Raw genomic sequence first — 26,431 nt, forward strand, 5'->3', positions numbered from 1 at the left:
CGGTAATATTCCATCCCTTGCCTAGAAATTAAAATCTTCAGCGAATAAGTCGCTATATTCTTGGCTAAAATTGCTTGATTCTAAAGATAGCTTGATCAATGATTTATCAGGGTATTTTATCACTTGCTCCATCAAATTTTCTAATAAGTTGATCATCAATAAAATTCGCTCATTAATAAATATATCCATATTGTAGATTAGCTTCAAGTATAATTCTCCTTCCTCAACAAAAATGAATTCTAAATCAAATTTAGCTGTAGTCATCTCTGGGTCAATGGAATTAACTGTAATTCCTTCTAGTGCGAGGTCTACATTTTGATTATTTTGGAGGGCAACCGCCACATCAAAGAGGGTATTTCTACTAGGATCACGCGGTAAATTTAGATCTGAAACTATTTTATCAAAAGGATATTCTTGATTTTCATAAGCCTCTAATGTGGTGGTTTTTACTGTGGTTAAAACATTCAAAAAACTGTCATCTGCTCTAATTTGATCCCGCAGGACTAAAGTATTGACATAAAAACCAATTTGTGATTCTAAATCGGGATGATTTCTGCCCGCAATGGGAGAACCTACTGTAATCTCATTTTGTTCGGTATAACGAAACAAAAAACTCTTAACTAAAGTCAGCAACCCCATAAATAAACTAGCTTCTTTATCTTTAATTAATATCTGAAAATGCTCGATTAGTTCTGAATTTGGTTTCCAGATCACCGTCTTTCCTTGAAAACTTTGAACGGCGGGTCGAGGATAATCAAAAGGCAAGTTAAGATGTTGAGGAGCCGGAGTTAACTTAGTTAACCAGTAATCACGTTGAGCTTGAAGTTTCGACGTTTTTAGCTGATTTTCTTGCCAGTCAGTATAATCTTTATAGTGAATTTTTAGAAGGGGCAGTAACTCTGAATTTTGTTGTTGATATGTATGATAATGCCCTAGGAAATCTTTAATTAAAACCCCGGCTGACCAACCATCAGAAATGATATGGTGCATATTAAATAAAACGATATAATTCTCTTGACTTAGTTTGAGTAAGTTAACTCGGAGTAACGGCCCTACTTCTAAATCAAAAGTAGTTTTGGCATTATGGGAAATCGCTTCAGCAATCAGTTTAGCTTGTTCTGTTTCTAAATAATTTGTTAAGTCTATTTGTTTAATACCAAAATTCATTTGATTGTGTACAACTTGGCGCGGTTGATTATCTATTAAGCTAAAGGTAGTTCGCAAAATTTCGTGGCGTTGAATTAACTGTTGAAAAGCATTTTCAAAAGCCGCAATATTCAGATTGCCGTTAAATTGATAAACACTGGGCATTCCATAGGCATTATGATTTTGATCAAGAAATTCTAATGCCCAAAGACGACGTTGCCCATGGGACATCGGATAGGATTTTTGCAGAGGAATTGTGGGAATGGGTTCTTGATAATCATATTCAGTTTTAGAGACTAAAACGGCTAATCCGGCAATGGTAGGAACTTTAAAGAAGTCAGCCAATTTTACCGATACATTTAATTCTTTATGAACGTGGGTTACGATTCTCGAAAGCATCAGAGAATGTCCGCCAATTTCAAAGAAGTTATCAAAAATACCGATGGGATGTTTGGTCAGAATCTTTTCCCAGATTCTAACTAGGTTTGACTCTAAATTATTACGCGGTGCAACATAATTTACCTGGGTAGATTTCCCGGTTTCATTGAGTGCAATCAGTGAGTTTAAGTCAAGTTTGCCGTGTTTAGTTAGGGGGAATTGCTTTAAGAAAATAAAGTAACTAGGAATCATGTAAACTGGCAGAAAATTAGCTAGAAATTCTCTGATTTCAGAAATTTCTATCTGTTTATCGGTTTGACAATAGGCTGATAATTGAGTTTGATTATTGACTGATATCGGTAGAATAATAGCTCTCTCAATCTGAGGATAACGATTAAGTTGATATTCAATTTCTTCGGGGTCGATACGATAGCCATTTACCTTAACTTGATTGTCTTTTCTGCCCATAAATTCAATCACACCGGGAGCAGTTTGTTTCCCTAAATCCCCGGTTCTAAACATCGTTGTTTTCTGATTAAAAAAGCCAGGTTTAAATTTTTCTTTTGTGATTTGAGGAAGATTGTGATAACCCGATGCTAAGGCTGCACCTTCGACACAAATTTCCCCAACTATATGCAGAGGAACTGGATTATTAAATTCATCAAGGAGAAATAGCCGATTATTATGGAAAACTTGACCTAGGGGTACGTCTATATCTAAATTTTCGTTGATTTTGTATTGAGATACTCCGACACAAGTTTCTGTTGAGCCATAAACATTACTAACAATTTCTCCTGGAAAAAGTTGGCGTAAAGCTAGTGCTGTTTCTCGATCTAATTTCTCTCCCCCTACGGAAATATATTTTAAGCTAGAGATAGTTTCTCCTGGTTCGAGTAAAGCTAAAATTTCTCGATAAATAGATGGTGTTGTGTGGAGCGCGTTAATTTGATTTTCCTGTAAAAAAGAAACTAAATGTCCGATATATTTGACTTCGTAAATATATAAAGGAGCGCCTATTGTTAAAGGTAGAAAAATATTACGAATAGATGGGTCGTGAGTCACAGCAGCCGTAAAAATATAGCGCCATTCAGGATATTTATCTAAATTAAAGGTGAGTCGTAAACTCTGAATTACATTCAAAATAGAGAGATGACGACCCATGACTCCTTTAGGATTTCCTGTGGAACCAGAAGTATAGAAAATATAAGCAATTTGGCTAGAATCCGGTGGAATATTAGGCTCTTGATTGCCATATTTTGCTAAAATATTATCAATTTTATCTAAGCAAATTGTCTCTATTTCTTGAGGTAATTTGGAGATCAAATTACTCTCAGTTAGACAAACATGACAACCACTATCTTTGATAATAAAATCTATGCGATTATTCGGATATTCGGCATCTATGGGAACATAGGTTGCCCCGGTTTTAAAAATTGCCAGGATACTAATAATTAGGTTTTGATTCCGTCCCATCATTAGCCCCATTATTTTGCCTGCACCTAGCTGATATTGATGTTGTAGATAATGGGTTAAACGATTAACTTTTTGATTCAATTCTTGATAGGTAAGAGTGGTTTCTCCACAAACTAAGGCGGGGGCATTGGGAGTCGAGTTAACTTGAGAAACAAAATCATCAATGATGGTAGCATTTTCAGGTAATTCTCTGGTTTCTCCGATTAACTCAGCTAGTAAATTTTCCCGTTGTAATTTGGTTAATAAAGGTAACTGATGGAGCCAACTATTGGCATTATGAATTACCCCATCTAACAAAATTTCAAAACTTTCGAGAAACTGTTTAATTGTCTCTTGTTTAAACAGTTCTGTATTGTAATTGCAGTAAATAATCAGGTTATTATTGACTTCAATAAAGTTAAATCCGACGTCGAAAGGAGTGTAACCAATTGGTTCTGGTGGCAGGGATACTTTTAATCCCTCAAACTCAGGTAGAGTTAAACTAGGGTCTATATTAAAAGATACTGAAATTAGAGGAGAACGGGAAAAATCCCGTTGTAATTGTAAGGCGGCTAACAAATCTTCTAAAGTGTAACTTTGATGTCTAAAAGCAGCGATGAGTGTCTGTTTAGTCCGTTGCAAATGTTCAACAAAAGAATGGGTGATATCTACTTTAATCCGAATCGGTAAAAATTGTGAACAAAAACCAACTAATTGGTCACTACCTTCTATTTGTCGTCCCGAAATGGGAATCCCAATTACTAAATCATTATGGCCAGAAATTCGGCTTAAAAAAGCTGTGTAGGCGGCGAACATTGTCATAAATAATGTTGCTTGATTTTGGCGTCCTACAGTTTGTAAATTTTGCCAAAGTTCAGGTGTAACAATTTTACTTTCTTGACCTCCAGTGTAAGTTTTAACTGCTGGACGGGGAAAGTCGGTAGGAAGCTCAAAGGCGGGAATTTCTCCCTGATAGGTTTTTAACCAAAAATCACGATGCTCTAACATCTGTGGACTTTGCGCTTCTTGCTCTCGTAAAGCTAAATACTGGCGAAACTGCATTGGGAGTTCTAAAGGGTCTGTAGTAGCACCAATTTGGGTGGAATAAAGTTGACCAATTTCATTCAAAATTAACCCTAGTGACCAACCATCTACAACGATATGATGGGTTTTTAAAGATAACAGGTAATGGTCAGAGTTTAAGCGGATTAAGATAACAGCAAATAAGGGAGCTATAGACAAGTCAAAAGGCTTTTTAGAAAACTGAGATCTTAATCCTAAAGCCATTGCTTGAGGATTCTGTTCATCGTTCAAATTAATTAAGGTTAACTGAATTTTGACGCTATTAATAACTTCTTGTACTTCCCCTTGTTCTAATATTTGGGTTCGCAAAGCTTCGTGACGATTAATAACTTGATTAATCGCTTCTTGTAAAGCTGAAATATCTAAAGAACCCCTTAACTCTAAAGAAGCCGTGACATTATAGGAGGCGGAAGCATTTCTATCTAATTCTGCTAATAACCAAAGCTGACGCTGGGCTTCACTGGTAGGAAATTGCTGATTTATTGGGTTTAAATTTTCCCTCCCATCTTCATCTTCGCGCTCAACATTTTTATCTTGCTTCTTTACTTTTGGAAGTTTGGCATTTTCAAAAAAACCCCCTTGCTGTAATTCAATAATTGCTGATTTTACCGCAGCTATAACTTTATCTATATCTTCATTTGTATGGCAGGTAGAAAGGAAACAAACTCGTTTTTCCCATGTATAAATACCTTTAAGATTTAACAAGTAATAAAACAAAGGTAATTCAATAGGTTGTAGGAAAAGACTATAGGCTCCAAAAGGTTCAAAGCGAAACAAAGAACCAAAATTAACAATGCGAATGGGAATTCCTATTTCTTGAAAGAACTGATTTACCTCAGTCGCTAATCGTTGGGTTAATTGATTTACCTGTTCCTGAATGGTTGGACTTTGTTCTTTAAGATATAAAAGCACAGCGCGACAAGCTGCCAGTGCCAAAGGATGACGACAGAAAGTTCCTCCAAAAGCGGTTAATTCTGTTTGAGGATGGGAGTCATCACCGTATTTCCAGAAACCACCATCAACGGTATCTAAGAAATCTGCTTTTCCGCAAATCATACTGATAGGTAAACCCCCACCAATTGCTTTACCGTAAATAACGATATCTGCCTCAATATTAAACCATTGTTGCGCCCCTCCAGGGGCAATCCGAAATCCCGTAATAATTTCATCAAAAATCAGTGCAATCCCTTTTTCCTGAGTTAATTTTCTTAACTTTTGCAGAAATTCTTGAGGTTGTAAATCGGGTTTACGACTTTGAACAGGTTCTACTAATACTGCTGCTAAATCATCACTATGAGCCGCAATAATTTCTAAACTTTCTTCGACTCCATAACTCAAAACAATTACATCTTCAACCATTCCTGATGGTGTACCCAGACTTACGGGAATGCTGGTTGAATCCTCTCCCACTCGCGCTAGAATGCCGTCAAAAGTGCCATGATAGGAGCCGGAAAATATAACAATTTTTGGGCGTTTTGTGCGAGAACGAGCAATCCGAACGGCCGCCATAATTGCTTCGGTTCCAGTATTACTAAAAGCCACCCTTTCTACCCCGGCCATTTCACTAATTAAAGCTGCCGTTTCTGCGGCCAGATTAGACTGCATTCCTAATCCGATTCCTTGCTGCATTTGTTCCTGAACTGCTGCTATGACAAAATCAGGACTATGCCCAAAAAAGTTAACCCCAAATCCCATAGCTAAGTCAATATAATCATTGCCATCAATGTCACGAAAACAGGCTCCTTGGGCTGATTCTGAGACAATGGGATACTGAAATTCTTTTAATGTCATCCGAAAGTCAATGGTGGGTTTGACATCAACCATTGTTTGACGGCTATTTTGGGAATAGGCTTTTGATTTTGCAGTTTTTTGGTTATAAATAGTCTGGAGATTGTTAATAAAATCCTGCTGTTTTTCGGTTAAAGATTTACTCTCATTTAGCTTTAATGCTAGGGGATTTAAACTGGAAGAACTTGGTTTTTGAGGTAATTTAGTTTGCTCTCGTTGAGGAAGAGATACTGTTTCTATTTGATAATTTTGAGATAGAATAATTTCTGTTTGAATTATTGGTTTTTCGGTGATAATATTGGGTGTAATCTCTACGGATTGAAGGATTTCTAATTGCTTGATAATGGTTTTTTCATGGAGATCTTTTAGGTCTTTTAAAGATTGCAATTGAGCCATCATCAAGGCTTCTTTACCAGAGGTTACGGCTTGGAATTGGCTTGCTTTAGGCGTTTGGGGAATCGGTAATATTTCAGCAGCAGCACAAGCAATAATTAATTCTTGGCCATTATAAATACTAATATTATTTTGTTTAGAAAAACTATTGGCAGTGGCAAAACCGCAGCGTTTTAAAACAGAACACCAACTTTCTCCACTCAATAAAGGCGTATCTGAACGTAATTCTTTGTCTTGGAAACGCCACCATCCAGGGGTCAATCCAAAGGTTAAATTAAGCCAGGAATTATTTTCGACGGTTTCGAGTAGAATTAAGTAACCACCGGGGAGCAGTAGCTCTCTAATATTAGTCAGGGTTTCTGTAATATTTTGGGTAGCATGAAGAACATTAGCTGCAACGACTATGTGATAAGAATGGGAGGATATTCCTTGAGAAACTGGTGATTTTTCAATGTCTAATTGATGAAAGTTGAGGTTATATTTGCTCTGAAATTTTTGACGCGCTTGATTAAGTAAAAATGGAGATAATTCGCTAAAAGAATAGCTGACCCGATTGAGATTTAAGTTATTAAGAATTGTTTCAGAAGTGGCTCCAGTTCCCCCTCCGATTTCAATAATTTTATAAGGGTTAATACTGGGAGAAAAATTATTTAAAGTTAGGTTAATTGCCTCAGCTACCCGTTGATTCATCAAACGAGAGACAGGAGAATTTCCGTAGATACTTTCGGCATGAGTAACTGAACCTTCTGGGAAAATTAACGTTAAAGGGTCTATATTTCCTTTGAGAACTTCTGCTAAATTTTCTCCGCAGCGTTGCAGCATTTCTAATTCCGGTTTTGCCGATGGACAAGTTTTTTGCAGATTTTCTATAGCTTCTGGTAAGGAAAAAGATGCAGGTAAGTTTTTAACTGTCCAGATATTACCTTGATTTTGAATAATATTAGCTTGCTCTAAATCCTGTAAATAACGAGTAACTAAAACCTGATATTTTGGGGCAATGGGTAAGGTTTGCTTGATGCTTTCTGTTGTCCAGGTTTCTCCAGGATTTAGTTTTTTTCCTAAAGTTTCTAATGCTTTAATAATATAAGCAGTTGCAATAGGTTGTAATTGAGAAATGACTTCTATATAATTATTTATTTCTGGATCAAAATTGATAATTTCAGCTTGATTTAATTTGGTCTTTTCTGAAGAAGTTTCTAAGTTTTTTTGTTCAATAGAATTATAGATATATTCAGCGATATCGGCAATAGTTTGTAAGTCAGTGAATAACTGATCTATTTTGACTTTTACTTTAAACTTTTCTTCAACTTTGCGAGAAAAATCTGTTAAAATAATAGAGTCTGCCCCTAGATTTAATAGGGTTTCATCATCCCGAATATCATTTTGATTTTCTTTGAGCAGGAGGGCAAGAATAGACTTTAATTGCTGGCGGATTTCGAGTTGATGTTTTTGCATATTTTGTACCTTTAGTTCAGTGATTTTATTCGTTTCTGGTTCGGGATATATTTCTGTAATTTGGGTAGTTTCCTCCACAATATTAGGTTGAAATTGAAACCGTTTTCTTTGAAAGGGATAATTAGGTAATCTTACTTGTTTATATCCATAATTTTGATTAAATTTTTCCGGGTTAAAATAGACTCCATTGAGGTACAGTTGACCCAGTGCCGAGAGCATTGTCTGCCAGTTATCTAAACCTCGATTCAGTGAACTCAGCCAGATAGCTTCATCCTGATAACGACGCCCCTGTTCTGCGAGTATTGGTCTTGAACCAACTTCTAAAAACAGATTATACCCTTTATTTAATGCCGTGTTTAAACTTGCTAAAAATTGTACAGGTTGACGGCATTGCTGTCTCCAATAACTCGCATCCGGGGCATTTTCTAAAATTTTTCCGTCAATTCCTGAAAGTAACAGAATTTGGGGGCGATGGTAAGAAATTTGACCAGCTTCCTGTTCAAATTCATTTAAAATTGACTCCATTAATGGAGAATGAAAAGCTTGAGTAACGGAGAGATATTGAGCCGAAATTTTTTGCTGTTTACAGTTAATAATAATTTCCTCAATACTAGCACTTTCTCCAGAAATAACAATTTGTTGAGGATGATTAATAGCAGCAATGGCAACGGTATTACTATAGTTTTGAATTAGAGAAATTACCGTAGCTTCATCGGCGAAAATCGAAGCCATTTTTCCTGTTTTTGTGGTTTGCATTAATTGACCCCGTTTCACAATTAATGCTAGTCCTGCTTCTAAGCTAAATACTCCGGCGATACAAGCGGCTACATATTCCCCAACGCTATGTCCAATCAGTAAACTGGGTGTAATTCCCCAAGATTTCCAAAGCATGGCAACGGCATATTCTAGGGCAAATATGGCGGGTTGAGCGTAGGCGGTTTGATTCAGTAAATCGGTGTGTTTACCAAATAATATTTCCGGTAACGGATACTCTAAATAACTCGCTAAAATTTCTGCACATTGATCAATATATTGACGAAATGTGGGTTCAGTTTGGTATAGTTGATCACCCATCCCCGGATAACAAGCACCTTGACCCGTAAACATAAAGACAACTTTAGGCTGTTTTTCTTCGGTAAAGCGTTGATAAAAAGTCAAATTATCAAGGGTAGTTTGATCAGCAAAAGCGACTAATCTTTGTTGTAATTCGGGCAAAGTATTAGCAACAATTGCTAAACGTTCAGATAACTTTGCTCTCCCCACCGCAGCACTATAACAAATATCTCCTATTTCTGGATCGGATTCTAAGCGGGTAGAAAAACGTCGGGCTAATTCTTGTAAAGCGGTTTTGTTATGAGCAGAAATTGTTAATAGATGACTAGGAAGGGGTTGCTTAATTTCTGTTATTTTTATATCGGGTGCTTTTTCAACAATTACATGGGCATTTGTTCCCGAAAAACCGAAGGAACTCACCCCAGCCATAGGAATTTTGTTGCTATTAGGCCAAGGAATAGTTTGGGTCGGAATCTTGATAGAATTGTCCTGCCAATTAATCAGAGGATTAGGGGTTTGAAAGTGAAGATGGGCAGGTATTTCACCCTTTTGAAGTACCAGAATTGTCTTGATAATTCCCGCCATCCCGGCAGCGGCTTCGAGGTGTCCAATATTGGTTTTCACGGAACCCACATAAAGAGGTTGTGATCGTTTTCCATAAACAGAAGCGATCGCATTCATTTCTATCGGGTCTCCTAAAGAAGTTCCCGTGCCATGAGCTTCTATATATCCAACGTCTTCGGGGGTAATTCTAGCATCAGCAATGGCTTGACGGAGCAGTTCTTGTTGAGCCGGGCCACTGGGAACGGTCAACCCGGCGGCGGCCCCGTTATGATTGACCGCCGACCCCCGCAGAATGGCAAGAATGCGATCGCCTTTTTTCTGTGCCTCTGATAAAGTTTTTAAGACTAAAACCCCACACCCTTCTCCACGCCCATAGCCATTAGCAGAAGCATCAAAAGTTTTGCAGCGACCATCGGGGGACAACATTCCCGACTGGGAAAGATTAATCGTAATTGCGGGATTTAAAATTAGGTTGACCCCTGCAACTAAAGCCAGTTCACATTCACGATTTCTGAGGCTACGAATTGCTTGATGAACTGCTACCAAAGAAGACGCACATGCCGCATCAATAGACAGACAAGGCCCCCTTAAATTGAAGAAATAAGATAGTCTGCCTGCGGCTGCACTCAGGGCATTTCCTGTGCCAAAAAAAGAGTCAATTTGATCATAACTACTATTATAAACCGTAATGGCATTATCAACACTGGTGATTCCAACAAATACTCCGACGGTGTTATTTGCTAAATTATTCGGTGGTAAATTGGCATTTTCTAATGCTTCCCAAGTTACTTCTAATAGTAACCTTTGTTGAGGGTCCATTGAGGTGGCTTCGCGGGAAGAAATAGAAAAGAAACGGGCATCAAATTCTGTAATATCCTGTTGAAGAAATCCACAATAAGCAGTGTTTATTTTTCCCGGTGTAGGTTCTTTTGCATAAAATTTTGAGCTATCCCAACGACTTTTAGGAACTTCTGTGATCGCGTCAAGTCCAGCTTGACAATAATTCCAATATTCTTCGGGAGATGTAATCCCACCAGGAAAACGACATCCCATCCCAACAACAGCAATGGGCTCCCTTTGTCCAGTTTCTAATTCGGTAATACGAGCCTGCATTACCTCCATTTTTGTTAAAGTTGTTGCGATTAATTTTTTATAATCTGTATTTTGAACCATGCAGGCTTCTGGTGTTTGTTTATCTCTAATTTTGTCAATATATCAGATTTTGCTTGATTAGTCAAGCTCGATTAACTTTTGATTAAGTAATATAGCAAGTTCCTCCTCACTAAGACTATCATAGGGATTTAGAGACTCGGTTGGTGCATCCGTTTTGATCTCAAAATCGAGATCACCCGCTAATATTTCTGCTCGCAGGTAGGCACTTAAACTTAGGATATTAGGATAATCAAAAATAATTGAGGCGGACAAGGTGCAACCTAAATCATTTTCTAGGCGATTTTTAAATTCTATTACCATTAGAGAGTTTAAGCCTAAGTCTAAAAATGATGTTTGTTGAGGAATGACTTGATTAGCTTTTAACCCAGTAACTTCGCGTAATATCTGTTCAATTCCTTGAGATAAACTGGTAGTTCGCTCATCTATGGAGATAGATTTTAACCTCTGTAATAATTTTGCCAAATTCTCTGGTTTTTGTGCTTTTGGGGTTAATACTTCGGCAAAGAAGGGTTGCTTAATATTAAAAGATTGGTTAAAAATAGACCAATCAATATCAATAATTACTCCTTGGAAAACGTTACCTAGAATTAACGAATTGAGATATTTAAAAGCAGTATCAGTAGACAGACTTTGAATCCCCCAATTAGCAAAACGTTGTTGTTCAATTTCATTCCCTGTATTCCAAGCTCCCCAATTAATACTAATTCCTGGTAATCCTAAACTTTGTCGTTGCTGCATTAAAGCATCCATAAAAGCATTAGCAGCAGCATAATTACTTTGACCAGGTGAACCCAGAATCACAGCAGCAGAAGAAAAGCTAATAAAAAAGTCTAAAGATAGGGGGCGAGTATAGTGATCTAATAATAAAGTTCCTTCTACTTTAGGACGCATAACGTTTTGATATTTTTGCCAATTTTGATTAACTAAAAGTCCATCATCTAAGACAGCAGCAGCATGAATAACCCCTCGTAAACATGGCAAATCGGTGCCAAAACGAGAGAATAATTGTTCCATCTCTACGGGAGAACTAATATCAATACTGATAATTGTAATCTCTGTTCCTTTTTCGGCAAATGAGGCAATTAATTCGGATTTAGATTTAATATTCCGACTGCATAAAACTAAGTGACTCGCCCCCATTTTCGATAACCATTCAGCGACTAATAATCCCAGTTTTCCCAAACCTCCAGTGATTAAATAAGCTCCTTCTTTGCTGACAAATTGCTGTTTTTGCGCTGCGGGAATAGCCCCCCCAAACTCCCCGTGTACGGCAGGCTTGGGGGGGGCAGAAACTAACCTAGCTCCATAACAGTTTCCCTGACGTAAAGCCAGACGTAATTCATTATTTGAAGTATGCAATTGATTAAATAATAACTCAGCTTCCTCTGCTTCCTCAGTCGTCGATAAATCTAAACATACACAACGCATTTGGGGATATTCTTGATTAATAACTGCTCCTAATCCCCATAAATAAGATTGTTGAGGTTCTAAGGAAGGATCTTCTAATACTTGATTAGCACCACGAGTAATTAACCATAAATCAGGTAATTTTTGCCAGTTATTAGTTAGAGTTTGAATTAAGTTCAATGCCGCCTGACAACTTGTATAAAAGCTCTCTGTATCTTCTGCAAATGATACTGTTTCCCAAGAAAAAATTATGCCTGTGGGCAATTCTCCCGACGGATATGCTTGTTGATATAGACGCTGAAAATCAGTATTTTCAGCAGAATTGATCACAAAATAATCTTGAGAGTAGCATTGATAGTTGTTACCAATTTCTACTATTATAACTTTTTCTCCCGCTTTTTTTAATAAATTGATTAAGGGATTTAATGCTGTTTTAGGATGCACAAATATTAACCAAGAATTGTTAAAATTGTTAGTAACAGTTGGTAGTAAATCCAGTTTTTTCCATTGAATTTGATAAAAACAATTTTTCTCAGTTTCTTGCCATAAACGCTGTAAAATTTCTGGTTTAGTCCGCCGTGCTTTTAAGTTTGTAAAGCGAGCGCAAAGCTGTTTTTGCTGATTATAAATATCTACATCTACGCACATTTCACCCTGAGAATCAGATTTAACATCAACCTGTGTCCAAACTTGATCACCAGGATCTCGGAATAATTCTAATGAAGAAAACCCATAGGGTAAATGCAATTCTTGACCATGAATTTCCGAAAAAGCGGCACCAATACTTTGCAAGCAAGCATCTAAAAGGACAGGATGAAAACAATAACGCTGGTCTGCTAAACTGTGGTCAATACTAATCTTAGCCTGAGAACCATTTTTTAAAGAAAATAATTCTTGAATCCCTTGAAATCCTTTTCCATAGCTGATTCCCATTTGCTGATAAAGTTCATAGAATCGAGAAATAGAAACCGCTTCCCCTTCTTCTGTTGCATCCTTTTGAAATTCTGATTCAACAACTCCTTTTAAATTATTAGATTCAACCTCACCAGTAACATGAAGAATCCATTGATCTACTGTAGAATTATGACTAAATATTTCAAAACTATAGCTTTGTTTAGATAATTTTTGGGGTTTAAAAATCATTTGTAATATTATTGGAGTTTCCGATAATAATAATCCTTGATGAATTGAGACATTTTGAAGGATGATGAAATTATCAGGAAATATTTTCTGACTAGCTGCTAAAATTGCTTCTATAAATCCTGTCGCTGGAAATAAAACTTTTTCAAATACTTTGTGTTCTTGAAGATAATTTGGCTGATCAGAACTGATTTCACCCTCAAATACAATTTCCCCCGTCGCTAACTTTTTAAAATCCCGAATAAAAGGATGTAAATTAGTTTTTATGTCGGTGATAGAAAATTCAGAATTTGATATCCAATAACGTTCTCGTTGAAATGGATAAGTTGGTAAAGAAATCCGTTTCCCTTGTTTAAATACCTCCGTCCATTCTACAGAATAACCATTAACAAAAAGTGTCGCTAAACTTCTATACATTTGGGCTTGTTCATCTTGTCCAGGTACAATGCTAGGGAGCCATAATATTTCTTGATTTGGCGAAATTAGTCGCGCCATACCCAATAATACAGGTTTAGAACCAACTTCCAAAAAACAGCGATAACCACTATCAATTAAGAACTGAAACCCTTGACTAAACTGCACCGTACTCCTAAGATGATTAACCCAATAATCGGAAGTTGCAATTTCTTGACCAATGGGTTTACCTGTGATATTACTAATAATTGTTAAGCTAGGTTTATGCAATGAAATATTCTCTAAAACCTTAGCAAAATCATCAAGAATTGGTTCCATTAAAGGAGAATGGAAAGCATGGGATACGGCTAAACGTTTAGTTTTATAGCCTTGATCTATAAAGATTTTCTCTAGTTGATCAACAATTTCATTTACCCCAGAAATCACTGTAATTGAGCCATTAGCCGAACCAATATTAACTTGATTTTGATAGGAAGTAAGGGCCGCCACTACGGTTTCATAATCAGCATAAATAGCTGTCATACTGCCATTCTGGGGTAATTCTCCCATTAACCGACCCCGTTGGGTAACTAATTTTAAAGCATCTTCTAAAGAGAAAACTCCGGCTAAACAAGCTGCTACATATTCGCCAATACTATGTCCTAAAAGTGCTGACGGTTCTATTCCCCAAGATTGCCATAATTTAGCCAGTGCATATTCAAAAGAAAATAGCACGGGCTGGGTGATTTGAGTCTGTTCTAATAGCTGGCTATTGGGCAATTTAAAGATTAAATCTAACAGGGATTTTTCTAAAATAGGTTCTAGGATTTCATTACAAAGATCTAAAGTATTTTTAAAGACAGGTTCTCGGTGATAAAGGGTTTCTCCCATTCCTGAATATTGCGATCCTTGTCCTGAAAATAGAAAAGCTATTTTTAGCTTGTTTTCTGATAAAATTGGTGTAATTAATTGTTGAGAATCCTCACCTTTTTGGAAACTAACCAGTGCTGCTTGTGCTGTTGTCATTGATTCAGCTAAAATACATATTCGATGCTGAAAAATAGCCCGTCCTGTAGTAGCCGTAAAACAAACATCAGCAAAATTGACAGACCCATTCAAAGCATTTTGATAATTTTTAGTTAACTCTTGGAGAGATTTTTCAGAACGAGCCGAAAGCGGTAATAGGTAAAAGTTAGGCTCAGATTTTTTAGGTAAACTAGAGTCAATTTCTCCCACAATAATATGAGCATTTGTTCCACTAAAGCCAAAGGAACTTACCCCGGCAATTCTTTGGCGTTCACTGGGATTCCAGGTTTTTCCGCCTACAGGAACTTCAAAAATATTAGAACTCCAATCAAACCGAGGGTTGGGTTTTTTAAAGTGAAGATGGGGAGGAATTTTATGGTGTTGTAAAGCTAAAACTGTTTTAATTAATCCGGCAATTCCTGCTGCTCCTTCTAAGTGTCCTAAATTTGTTTTGACAGAACCAATAACTAAAGGTTGATTCGGAGGACGTTTACCAAAAACTGCCGCCATACTTTCTAATTCAATCGGATCTCCAAGGGCAGTTCCGGTACCATGAGCTTCGATATAATCTATTTGTTCTGGTTGCAGATTTGCTGTCTTCAGAGCTTGATATAATAATTTTTCTTGCGCTGCACCATTCGGGACTGTTAATCCACTACTGGGGCCGTCATGGTTAACTGCTGTACCATAAATTTTGGCTAAAATATGGTCGCCATTCTTAATAGCTTGACTCAATCTTTTTAGAACAATTATTCCACAACCTTCGCCTCGCACCATTCCATTTGCACTTTCATCAAAGGTCTTACAATGTCCATCGGGTGCCAGCATTTGGGCACGACTTTCAATTAAAGAAATAACTGGGGTAATAATAACATTAACCCCCCCGGCTAAAGCCAGATCACACTCACCATTTCGCAAGGCATTGTAAGCTAAATTTACTGCCACTAATGAGGAAGAACAAGCGGTATCAATTGTCATTGATGGGCCTTGCAAACCCAGGATATAAGAAAGCCGACCGGAAACTACACTAACAGAAGTTCCCGAACCCGTATAGGCATTAATTGCCTTTGGAGAATAACTTAATTGGGCATAATCTTGAGTCATGCACCCAATAAAAACGCCCGTTTGACTATTGCGTAATTTTTGCGGATTTTGTCCTGACATTTCTAATGCTTGCCAAGCGGTTTCTAATAGTAAACGTTGCTGAGGATCGATGGCGATCGCTTCCCTGGGAATAATGCCGAAAAATTCAGCATCAAATTGATCAATTTGCTCTAAAAATGCACCATAAGGAGAGTATATTTTACCTGCTTTATCGGGATCGGGATCATACCAGATTTTCATATCCCAGCGATTTTCAGGAATTTCTCCGACTGCATCTTTTCCCTGTTCTAAAAGTTCCCAAAATGATTTTAAATCCTTAGCACCGCCAGGAAATTGGCAAGCCATACCGACAATTACAATCGGATCTTCTTCTATTTGTGGTTTGTCTGGGGTAGATTCTTTAATTTGTTTTTGATGGATTTTTGATGGTATTTTTTCGGGAATAGGAGTTAGTATTGGTTCAGAAATATCTAAGACTTCCCGCAGTAAATAATCGGCTAAAGTTTCCACATTTGGAAAACGAAATGCAATGGTTGATGGTAGGGAACAATCAAAATCTGTTTGCAAAAGATTGCGAAGTTCTGTAGAGGTGAGAGAGTCCATTCCTAAATCAAAAAATCCTTGTTGGGGAGCAATAGTTTCATCATTTGAGTGTCCTAAAATATTGGATACACACAAACTCAGATGATTAATTAACCAACTACTACGCTGTTTTATGGGTAGGGTTTGCCATTGTTTTAAAATATCGGAAGATGGATTAGAAGTTTGGGGTTTGGCTTGAGATCGGAAGTTTTGATAAAAGTTTTGGTTAATATAAGGAAAACGTTGCCAGTCAATAGTAATTACACCCGCGCGAATAATCTGATTAAATAAGATTTTTTCTAGGGTATTAAGAGCTAAATTAGGTTTAATTGCTGCATAACCTTTAGAGGCTAATCTCTCTAAAACATTACGATCTACTGCCGCACCAATTTCGCTCCAAGGCCCCCAGTTGATCACAGTTCCTGGTAAATTATTCGCCTGACGATAATAGATAAAAGCATCTTCAAAAGCATTAGCAGCGGCGGCATTTGCCTGTCCTGCCGAGCCAATTAAAGACACAGCAGAGGTATAACAAACAAAGAAATCTAAAGGGTCATTTAAGGTGAGTTTATGTAGCAACCAAGTTCCTTTGACTTTCGGTGCTAAAACATAATTAAAACTCTCTGGTGTTAGTCGCAGTAATGTTGTATCATCTAGGGTTCCCGCAATATGAAAAATGCCCCGCACCGGATATTCTGAACGGCATTCTTCTAGTAAAATATGCAGTTTTTCTGCATCTGTCACATCACAGTCTTTAATTTTAATATCGACAAGATTAGACTGCAAACTTGCTAAATTTTCAGGGTTAATAGCTTTTGCACCACTGCGACTGCACAAAACTAAATGACGGGCGCCTTTTTCTATCATCCATCGGGCTGTAGCTAACCCTAAACCTCCGGTTCCTCCTGAAATTAAATAATAGCCATCGGGACTAAAATTGATCTTTCCTGCTGCGAGTTTTCGCTGTACTAAACGCGGACAAAAACGTTGTTCACCCCGCAGAGCAATACGATTTTCTGGGGTATTGCTGTAGATTTCTCGAAATAACTTTTCTGCTAAGTTTTGTTCGTTAGGATCTAAATCAATGGCTCTAAAATTGAGTTCTGGATGTTCTAATACTAAACTTAAAGCAATTCCTAATAGAGAAGATTGGGCGGGAGAAGTTAGAGTTTTGATTGCTTTTGCAGGTACGGCTCCTTGAGTCACAAGAATCAGATTTGGGGGATTTTTTTGTTGTAATAATGCTTGTAATAAAAACAGAAACCGTTGACAATTAATCTCTACTTCTTGATCAATTTCTCCTGCTATTTTTTCCAATCCCCAAAAGTACAATATTTGATGGGTTTCTGGTGTTAAAAGGGTTTGTAATACTGATAGGTAATCTTCGGCAGAATCAGGATTAATATCTTCAGGGAAAAGCATTGAATAACCAACGCCTCGCTGTTGTAATGGAGGAATTAAATTGTTAGCAATTCCTTGGGTATCAGCAAAGATGACTTGATTCCAGTCAGGTTTTGCATGGAAAGGGATCAATCTGTCGCTACTTTTAGCAATGATCACACTTTGTTTTAATAGATTTCGGGTTTGGGGTTGGCTGGGTTCAATAATATTAATCTCTGCAAATTGATGCTGAGTGAGTAAATTTTGCCAAGTTTCTGTATTAACTAAAGGATAACCATGCCGGAGAGGGTCTTGGCTACATAACCACCAGCCTTCTGTTAAGCCAAAGGTTAAATCTACCCAACGTCTGGCTCCGGTACTTTCTAATAGTATCAGTAGTCCATTGGGAGCAATTAAAGATCGTACATTTTCCAGGGTTTTTTGAATATCTGCTGTGGCATGAAGAACGTTAGCAGCAATGATAATATCAAAACTTCCGGGGATAAAACCTTGATTAAAGGGATTTTTTTCTATATCTAAAGTTTGATATTGAATGAAGGAATAATTGTTGTTATTTTCCTTGGCTCTATTTAAAAAACTGGAGGAAATATCGGTAAATACATATTCAATTTGTTCGGGAGATAAATGGGGTAAAATTGCAGCAGTGGTGGCTCCTGTTCCGCCGCCAATTTCCAGAATCCTTAGCTGATGATTGCTTGGTAAATTAGCGATAGCAGAGTTAATAGTTACTGCTACTAACTGATTCATTAATTTAGCTCCAGCAGCTTCAGAATAAATTGAGGCGATCGCATTTATATCTCCTTGGGGGAATATTAATTCTAATGGCTCAATTTGATGACGCATGACTTCAGCTAAAGCTAAACCACAACGTTCTATCAGATTAATTTCTGCTGGATAATCAGGAAATTGTTGGCGAAGATCTTGAATTTGTGATTGAGATGAAAGGGTTTCTAATTCTTTTGTCAATAACCAGCCATTTTGTTGCCAAGTAACAATTTTTTCCTCAGCTAAAATTTCTAAGCATCGAGATAATAAAGGACGATAAAACTCAACTATTTCGCCTTGAATAGCAATCTGTTCTTCGGGGTAAGTTTGACCTAATTTGGGTTGCCAATTCAGTTGTTTTAATGCTTCCCAAATATAGGTAACGCTTAAACTTTCCATTGCTTCTAGTAAGCGTTCATATTGGGGTAATTTGTCTCCTAATTGCTGTTCTAATTGCGCGGGTTGAATTTGAGCTTTAATCAGATCAGGAGTGACTAAAGTATCTCTCCCATTAGCTAATAATGGTACGGAAGGAATCCATTCTTCTAGGTAGGTTTGGGGTTGATTTTCTTGAGGAATAATGTCTTGAGATTGTACAGGTTTTAGTTCTAGGCCTATAATTGATGCAATCAGTTCACCTTGGGGGGAATAAATATCAATATCAGAGATAATCATAAGAGGATGATCATGATTTTGCTGGAGTCGCGCAGCACTAATCACAATATCGTCGGGGGTGCGAAAAAATTGAAATTTAGCAATCCGAACAGGTACATAAGTTACCGATGATTCTTGCTTGAATAAAATAGCAGCAATCACCTGAAAGCAAGCGTCCAACATCGCGGGATGAAAATGATATTTTTTCGCTTCTAAGCGGAGAGTATCTGTTAATTTAATTTGAGCAAAAGCCGTATTATTACCCCTCCTAAGTTGCTCAATTAGCTGAAAGTTGCTACCGTAATTAACTCCCGCTTTTTGATAAGTTTGATAAAAGGAATTAATCTCAACTTCTTCTGGGCAATTTGCTTTTATTTTTTCTAGGTTATCAACCGTTGAATTAATTGATTTTGATTGATCAATTTCCCCTGTCACCAGGATTTCCCAATTTTGCTCAACTTGATGATAAATTTGCCAACTTTTATCAGTGACAATTAATTGTAATATATCTTCTTTATTTGTTAAAATTAACGCTTTTTTGAATTGTATATTTTCTAATATAATAGTTTGATTTTGTGTAGCAGCCAAAGCCATTTCAATCAATGCAGACCCGGGAAATATGGATTGATTGAAAACTTGATGTTCTTGTAAAAAAGCGGGTTGACGCTGGCTAATACTCCCTCGATATTGAAGATCGGACAAAGGTGAAGGAAAACGATCACCTAGTAAGGGATGACCGGAGGAATAATTATTACCTTTACTAATTGCTTTGGGTTGATGATTAACTGAAGTTATCCAGTAACGTTTGCGGATAAAAGGAGAATTGGGTAAACTAATTTTTCGTCCTGCATGGGAATGATGAAATCCTTTCCAGTCAATATTTACTCCTCGGATATACAGTTCTCCCAAAACAATTTGCATTTGCTGATTACTATGACAATCTTTGACTAAACTAGACAACCAAAGTATCGAGTTTTCAGCTAAATTTTGACGACCAATATTGATTAAATCTGGGTAAGTTCCAATTTCTAGGAAGATTTGATACCCCATTTGATGTAGGGTAGTAATTCCTTTAGCAACCTGCTTTGGTTCGGTGAATTGTTGTCCCCAATAAGCAGAAGTTGTCAGAGCTTTATTAGCCAGTTCACCATTAGCAATTAAGGTCAGTTGGGGCTGGTGATAAGTAACTTCTTCGGCGATTTTTTGAAAATCTGCTAATTCTCTTTGATCGAGTTTTTGCGATAAAAAATGAGCACGACTTGCGACCAACTTAACTGCATCTTCTAGGGAAAAAACACCCGTTTGTTGGGCGGCAAGATATTCACCTAATCCCGAACCTAAAACCGCAGTAGGGCAAATTCCCCAAGATTTCCAGAGTTCACAAAGTGCATAGTGGAAAGCAAATAATATGGGTTGTACAGATAAAGGATCATGTTGAGAATCTAGGGCTTGATTTTTGTATAATAAATCTTCTAGGGAAAATTTTAAGTGCTTTTGAAATAGGCGATCGCATTTAATAAAAGCATCATGAAATACAGGCTCATTTGTAAATAAATCTTCTCCCATTCTCGTAACTATTTCTTCTTGATCATTGCAGAGAAAAGCGATTTTAGGATTACTTTGCGCCTCTCCATAAATTACTTGTTTCTGGTTTTCTTCCAAATTACTACTCAGAAAAATTTCCAGACCTTTCTGTAAATTATCCAGACTAGAAACTAATAAAGATAGTCGATGTTTATGGGGAAAACGTCCGGTATTTAAAGAAAAGGCAATATCATTGATATTCCGATCTGGTTTTTGATCCAGATCAGCAATTAATTCGGAAGCAAAAATCCGCAACCGTTCTGGATCTTTAGCTGACAAAGTAATTAATATCGGGGATGTTTTGGGGATTAGGGGTTGGTCTTGAGGAGGTTCGCTTAAAATTACACTAGCATTGGTTCCCGATGCTCCAAAAGAACTCACAACCGCCGATTTATCTTTACCATTGTTGACAATCCAAGGACAACTTTTTGTAACTATATTGATAGGTAAAATATCCCAATTAATGTGAGGATTAGGGTTATTAAAATTAAGATGGGCTGGAATTTCTGAATAGTAGATAGATAATACAGTTTTAATCAAACCTGAAATCCCTGCCGCCGCAGCGAGATGACCCAGATTTGTTTTAACAGAACCGACTAATAATGGTTGAGATTTTGAGCGATTGACGCATAAAGCATCAGCTATAGCTTTAATTTCAATCGGGTCTCCTAAAGATGTGCCTGTGCCGTGAGCTTCGACATAATCAATCGCATCTGCATTTAACCGGGCATCGGTCAGAGCTTCACCAATTAACTCTGTTTGGATCGTACCATTGGGAACCGTAAAGCCTCCACTGGCGCCATCATTATTAACTGCTGTTCCTCGAATTAAAGCCCAAATCCGATCGCCATCTTCTAGGGCTTGACTCAATCTTTTTAAGACAATAACTCCACACCCTTCACCAATTCCAAAACCATCGGCACTTTCGTCAAAGGTTTTGCATTTTCCATCGGAGGCTAACATCTGATTTCGACATAGGGCAATCGGAACTTCTGGAGTTAAAATTAAGTTAACTCCTCCGACTAAAGCTTGTCTACATTCTTGGGAACGCAAAGAACGACAAGCCAGATGAACGGCGACTAAGGAAGAAGAACAAGCCGTATCTACCGCTAAACTTGGGCCATTGAGATTCAAAAGGTAAGAAATACGCCCCGCAGCGGCATTGGTATGATTGCCAGAAATATGATAGGCTCCAATGGCACTATAATCATCCTCCGGTGCAATTAGGCGAGCATAATCATTGTTAGTAATACCAATAAAAACACCTGTCTTGCCGATTCTGGCCGTTGGTGTTGCCATGCCTGCATTTTCTAAAGCTTCATAAGCAACTTCTAACAGTAACCGTTGCTGAGGATCAATGTGTAGGGCTTCTTTCGGGGCAATACCGAAAAAATGTGGGTCAAACTTGGAAACATCATCGAGAAAACCGCCTTGGGAGACATAGATTTTGCCCGGTTTACTCCGATCTGGATCATAAAAATCATCCCGATTCCAGCGATCATTAGGGAGTTCTCTGAGGGTATTTCCACCCGCTTTCAGAAAAGACCAAAAGCCATCAACCGTGGCAATATTATTGCCAAAACGACATCCTAAACCGACAATTGCTATGGGTTCACTTTGTTTAGCTTCAACAACTTTTAATCTTTCTTTGGCTTCATTGAGTGCTTTAAAAACTCTAGTTTGGATTGATTTCTCGTGATCTGATAAGTTCTTTAGATCGTTAGGCTCCATTATTTTTATCTATCCAGATTTTAAGGGGGTTTCAAGATGCTGAATCAGACTTAATGCTAAGGATACCTGTTTAGAACTACAATCGTCAAGAAATATTTACTCACTTAAATTAAAATTTGTTGAAGTTCCACTAAACAGAAATTTATGCAAATAGACCAACTAAAGCCCAATCTAACCCCAACTGCTAACTCCTGGGTAACATATCCAAAACCTAATCCTGAAGCTAAATTACGACTATTCTGCTTTCATTATGCCGGGGGTGGGGCCGCGATATTTCGTTCTTGGATTGATAGTCTACCATCAACGGTTGAGATTTGTCCCATCGAACTTCCCGGACGTAATTCTCGACTGCGGGAAACCCCTTTTACCCAAATAGAGCCTCTGATACAGGCTCTTGACCGGGCCATATTACCCCACCTAACTAAACCTTTTGCTTTTTTTGGTCACAGTATGGGCGGATTAGTTAGCTTTGAACTGGCGCGGCTACTTCGTAAAGAATATAACCAAAGTCCATTACACCTGTTCGTTTCGGGATACCGCGCTCCGCAAATTCCCGATCGCACTCCCCAAATTCACGCCCTACCAGAATCGGAATTGATCAAGGAATTGCGTCGCTATGCTGGTACACCGGAAGCGGTACTAGAAAATGCTGAGTTGATGGAACTGTTGCTTCCTACTCTCCGAGCCGATTTTTCGGTAGTTGAAACTTACTCCTACAAGGACTTACCGCCTCTGGATTGTCCAATTACTGCTTTTGGTGGATTAGAAGATTTGAAACCTAACGCCTTGGAGATAGAAGCTTGGCGGGAACAAACCAACTCGGCTTTCTCTGTGGAGATGTTTCCCGGAGATCATTTCTTTTTGCACTCAGCCAAATCTCTTGTCCTAGAATGCTTGGGAAAATCGCTATTGATCATTGATCAGGGGATCAATTAAATCAATTATCTGTTCAAATTGAAATTTCCGCACTGCTTTTGTTAGAAATTGGATTAGAGGAATTTCTGGATCTGGAATTTCTTTAATTAATTCTATCACAACTTGGACATCGGCTTCCAGTGCTGCTGTATAGAGTTGATAAATCCAGTCCTTAGACATTATTTTTAAAGCATCTGAAGTTATTTCTTGATCTTGGGAAGGGGTCAAAATATGCTGTGTTTGTTGCAAGATATATTTTACCCCTAAATGTGTAGCTAGAACCCCAAAAATATGATCTTCTGTAAAAGGTTTTCTAATAAAATCATCACAACCTGCCGAAAGTACAATCGCTTTTTCTTCTTCTAATACACTGGCTGTTACGGCAATTATGGCTGTAGCATTGCCTTTTGTGGTAGATTTAATATATTTAGTGGCTTCATATCCATCCATCACGGGCATTCGCATATCCATAAAGATTAAATGAGGTTCCCATTCCTCCCATATTGCGATCGCTTCTAGTCCATTACTAGCTTCTTTTAACTCAAATCCACAGGGTTCTAACAATTTAATTAATAATTTTCGGTTAATTTCTTTATCATCAACCGTTAGCAGTTTGTAAGTCGGTTGACCCGCTACTAATCCTAATATTTTTTGTCGGGTTTCTGTGGGTTCATTATGAATATCTTGACCGGGTTTTGCCTGAATTTGAAATCTAAAAGTTGTGCCTTTTCCTAATTCGCTTTCTACGGAAATATCCCCTCCCATTAATTGGACAAATTTTCGACTAATTGCTAATCCTAAACCTGTTCCTTCTTGGGATTCTTTTCCGGCTTGGGTTTGAGTAAATGCTTCAAATAGTTTAGGTAATTCCGCCTCGGAAATTCCTACTCCCGTATCGCGGATTTTGAAATTTAAGGTAATAATATCCGTTGAGTCTTCTTCTTCTTCCTGAAAAACGGTTAAGGTAATATCACCTTTGGTGGTAAATTTAATCGCATTACTGAGTAAATTAATTAATACCTGACGCAGTTTAATTTCATCAGTACAAATATAGTGAGGGACATTTTCATCTCGTTGAAAAATTAATTTTAACCCGGCATTACTAGCTCTTAAATCTAGCATATCTTCTAAATCATCTAATAACCGATATAGGTCAAAATTAGTCGGATTTAATGTGGTTTTTCCCGCTTCTATTTTAGATAAATCCAAAACATTATTAATTAGGGTTAATAGATAATCACCACTCCGATAAATAATTCCGGCATTTTCGGATTGTTCAGAGGAAAGATTAGAGCTTCTTAGCATTAATTGAGAAAAGCCTAAAATGGCATTCAGGGGCGATCGCAATTCGTGACTCATATTAGCAATAAATGTACTTTTGGCTTGATTAGCAACTTCGGCTTTTTCCTTGGCAATTACTAGCTCCACCGTGCGTTCATCGACCCGATGTTCTAAGGTTTCAAAAGAGGTTTGTAATTGACTCGCCATCTGATTAAAAGAATCAGCTAAAGTTTCTAGTTCAGAAACCCCTTGGACTTCTATAACTTGACTTAATTCACCCTCAGCGATCGCCCGACTGGCTTGACTTAATTTTTGAATTGGTGTAGTAATTAAATTTGAGGCAATAATTCCTAATCCTGTAGCAATTCCTAAAGTCAATAAACAAAGTAAAATTGTGATTTTGGTGTTGGCATTAATTTTTCCCATCAAGTCAGACTGGGGGATCGCCGTCACCAGCAGCCAATCTAAACCATATTGATCTTGATAAGGTACAACTTGGGTAAAGAGTGTGTTTCCCTTAACAGGAACTTGAAAGTGTAAATCCGTTTTAATTTGGCCTAAATCTCGGTATTGCCGTTTCAGTTGAATTGTGATCGCCTTTGTCCAGCCATTCTGACTTTCAGTCGCAGGTAAACGAGCAAGCGGTTTATTGATCGGATTTACAAAAGGACGCTCCAATGTTGATGTGGCGACGAGATCACCAGAACGCTCTATGATAAAGCTTTGTCCAAATGGCGAGAATCGTAATTGATTTAAAAAAGTGCTAATATCCGACAACATTAAACTAGAGTTAAAAACACCTTGAAATTTTCCACCCCCATCGAAAATAGGAAATACGGCATTGATAGTCAATGATGGGGCAATTTTGGAAACATTGATTTGTGACCAAGTTTGTTTTTTAACGACTTTGGCTTTTAGATACCAGGGTGCTACCGTATGATCAACAGGTACTGAATAAGTATGTTTGCGAGGCTTACCCTGTTGATCAACTAAATATTGATTCTGGATTTTTTTCTGTGTAGAATTCACTTCATATAAGAAAAGTGTGCCAATCTGGATATCTTTTTCTGCCGTTAGTTTTTGGGCTAATTCAACAAATTCTTGGTTGATTATCCGTCCATAACCGATTTGTTTTCCTTGCTCATTAATATAAGAAGTGATCGCTAATCTTGGAGCTAAATTAATCTGTTCCCATAAGTGCTGACGGATTAACTCAAAGTCCTTGATATTAAGGCGACCTCCTTGAGTGGCACGATAATTAACCGCTATGGTTTGCTGTGAAGTTTGTAGGGATATATTGAGGTGATCCTGTACTCGATTAGTTGCCTGATCCATTAATTGATCCGCCATATTTTCTACCGCTTTTTGTCCACTGCGATAGGAAAGATAACCCACTAATCCCACCGCCCCCACAATTTGCAATACAAAGGGGACAATCAATAGCAATCTTAGGGGAATTTGTCTGGTTTTTTTGGCAGTTTTGGGACGAGGATTAATCATGAATATTTTAGTTTTTTCTTGTGATCGTAAAGAGACTTTAGTTTCAGTTTACATTATCTATAAATCTCCGTAGAATTGAGCGATCGCATTCCCCACCCTAATACAAATATTCCCATTAAAATGGGACAAATCACGCAATTCCTGTGTCTTCCATCACCCACAACCCCTGATCAATCTCACAATTAGATCAGGATGATATCACGGTAAACCCCAATTGAGAATGGCACAATTTTAAAGATAAGGCTAAGTCTTTGGAGTGCTGACCTATGGCAACTCAACTTTCCGCAAAAGAACTACGCCCCAACCCCTTCATCGCCTACCGTGATCCCCAAACGGGAAAATGGATTGTTGTGAAACCTGAAGCTAAGGACGTTGAGGTAGTAGCCGCATAGAGGATAACAAGGTTTAAGAGAAAAAATTTTCTGGGTCATGGGCCATTTTCAAAGGATAGCAACTCGACGCC

General features: G+C 37.7%; 5 protein-coding genes. 2 read left to right on the forward strand and 3 right to left on the reverse strand.

Going from position 1 to position 26,431, the window contains the following annotated elements; genetic code table 11:
• Positions 1–21: 21 nt before the first annotated feature.
• Positions 22–10,485, reverse strand: coding sequence for a hybrid non-ribosomal peptide synthetase/type I polyketide synthase (locus AC559H_RS16790; RefSeq protein WP_026795534.1), 10,464 nt, complete (start codon positions 10,483–10,485; stop codon positions 22–24).
• A gap of 57 nt (positions 10,486–10,542) precedes the next feature.
• Positions 10,543–22,272 (reverse strand): type I polyketide synthase, encoded by an 11,730-nt coding sequence (locus AC559H_RS16795; protein WP_026795533.1) that lies wholly within the window; start codon positions 22,270–22,272, stop codon positions 10,543–10,545.
• Positions 22,273–22,416: 144 nt separating this feature from the next.
• On the opposite strand from AC559H_RS16795, the gene AC559H_RS16800 reads away from it, so the two are divergent.
• A complete protein-coding gene (locus AC559H_RS16800) occupies positions 22,417–23,208 on the forward strand; it encodes a thioesterase II family protein (RefSeq protein WP_036833395.1) in 792 nt (263 codons plus the stop codon).
• Here AC559H_RS16800 and AC559H_RS16805 read toward each other — a convergent pair.
• Complete coding sequence (locus AC559H_RS16805; RefSeq protein ID WP_036833394.1) at positions 23,179–25,968, reverse strand: ATP-binding protein; 2,790 nt, start codon at positions 25,966–25,968, stop codon at positions 23,179–23,181. The two genes, AC559H_RS16800 and AC559H_RS16805, sit on opposite strands and share 30 nt — an antisense overlap.
• Positions 25,969–26,234: 266 nt before the next feature.
• Here AC559H_RS16805 and AC559H_RS16810 point away from each other — a divergent pair, with 266 nt between their 5' ends.
• Positions 26,235–26,360, forward strand: a complete 126-nt coding sequence (locus AC559H_RS16810) for a hypothetical protein (protein WP_264477052.1) — start codon at positions 26,235–26,237, stop codon at positions 26,358–26,360.
• The last annotated feature ends 71 nt before the right edge of the window (positions 26,361–26,431 follow it).

Source organism: Planktothrix prolifica NIVA-CYA 540 (assembly GCF_963864145.1).
Taxonomy (GTDB): Bacteria; Cyanobacteriota; Cyanobacteriia; order Cyanobacteriales; family Microcoleaceae; genus Planktothrix; species Planktothrix agardhii.

What these genes read in the sequence shown, in the direction of transcription:
- AC559H_RS16790 (WP_026795534.1), bottom strand. Translation starts at nt 10,485, where the DNA reads ATGGTTCAAAATACAGATTATAAAAAATTAATCGCAACAACTTTAACA.
- AC559H_RS16795 (WP_026795533.1), bottom strand. Translation starts at nt 22,272, where the DNA reads ATGGAGCCTAACGATCTAAAGAACTTATCAGATCACGAGAAATCAATC.
- AC559H_RS16800 (WP_036833395.1), top strand. Translation starts at nt 22,417, where the DNA reads ATGCAAATAGACCAACTAAAGCCCAATCTAACCCCAACTGCTAACTCC.
- AC559H_RS16805 (WP_036833394.1), bottom strand. Translation starts at nt 25,968, where the DNA reads ATGATTAATCCTCGTCCCAAAACTGCCAAAAAAACCAGACAAATTCCC.
- AC559H_RS16810 (WP_264477052.1), top strand. Translation starts at nt 26,235, where the DNA reads ATGGCAACTCAACTTTCCGCAAAAGAACTACGCCCCAACCCCTTCATC.